The organism is Microbacterium sp. CPCC 204701 (assembly GCF_004010105.1).
GTDB lineage: Bacteria > Actinomycetota > Actinomycetes > Actinomycetales > Microbacteriaceae > Microbacterium.
This window is the reverse complement of sequence record NZ_RRYE01000634.1, coordinates 1-1,049: the sequence shown is the minus strand read 5'-3', so window position 1 is coordinate 1,049 and position 1,049 is coordinate 1. Positions and strand designations below refer to the sequence as shown.

The window sequence follows — 1,049 nt, the reverse complement described above, 5'->3', positions numbered from 1 at the left end:
CGCCGCGCCGGCGCAGGCCGCTGTCGGGGTCGGCGAGCGAGCGCAGCAGCCCGGACTTGGCCGTGTTCCACGCGGTCGCGGCGAGCTCGCGCACGCGAGGGCTGTCGAACACCGCGTGCTTGGCGTCCTCGAACCGCCCGATGGTCGCGGGATCGTGTTGCAGGTTGTCGGCGAGGCGGTCGAGGTATCCGTCGACGGCGATCCGCGCCGGGTGCGCCGTGTCGGCCCGCACGGCGGCGACGAACTTCACGGCCTCGTTGTAGACGGTGTCGTCGACGAGCCGCTGCGCGACCGACGGCAGCCACGACGGCAGCCGCCGCGAGACAAGACCCGTGAACGCGGCGTGGTTGGCGTCGAGCCACGCTGCGATGGTGTCGAGTGCCATGTCGACGGCGCCGTGGTGCGCGCCCGACTCGACGATCCGCGCGAGCCACTCGCCGAGGGGCGGCCCCCACTCGGGGGCGATCAGGTGCTCGCGTGCGAGATCTTCGATCACGTCCTGCACGTCGTCGTCGCTCAGGGCGCCCAGCACGTTCGACGCCATGACGGACGCCTCGGCCGCGACCCGCTCGGCATGGGCGGGAGTGCGCAGCCATTCCCCGAGGCGCGCGGCGATCCGCGTGGCCTCGAGCTTGGTGCGCACGACGTCGCCGCGCAGGAACTCGGTCTCGACGAACTCTCCGAGGTTGCGGCCGATCTCGTCCTTGCGGTTCTGGATGATCGCGGTGTGCGGGATGGGGATGCCCAGCGGATGCCGGAACAGCGCCGTCACCGCGAACCAGTCCGCGAGCGCGCCGACCATTCCGCCCTCGGCCGCCGCCCGCACGTACGCGAGCCAGGGGAGCTGCTCCTGGAGGCTGAAGGCGACGACGAACACCGCGGCCATCGCCAGCAGCGCCCCGAGCGCGACGGCCTTCATGACGCGCAGGGCGCGGCGCCGCTCCTGGTCGGCCGGGCTCAGCAGAGCCGTCGGGGTTCGCGCCATGCGGTCATCCTCGCACGCGGTCGGGCGGCGGGGGCCGCGGCTCGTCGAGCTGCCCGAGCGGTGG

1 protein-coding gene is annotated in these 1,049 nt (G+C 73.4%); it reads right to left on the bottom strand.

All coding sequences use genetic code 11. The features are described from left to right. The coding region (locus tag EIO58_RS18485; RefSeq protein WP_164861894.1) for a DUF445 domain-containing protein at positions 1-985 on the bottom strand (985 nt) is incomplete at its 3' end. Between the last annotated feature and the right edge of the window lie 64 nt (positions 986-1,049).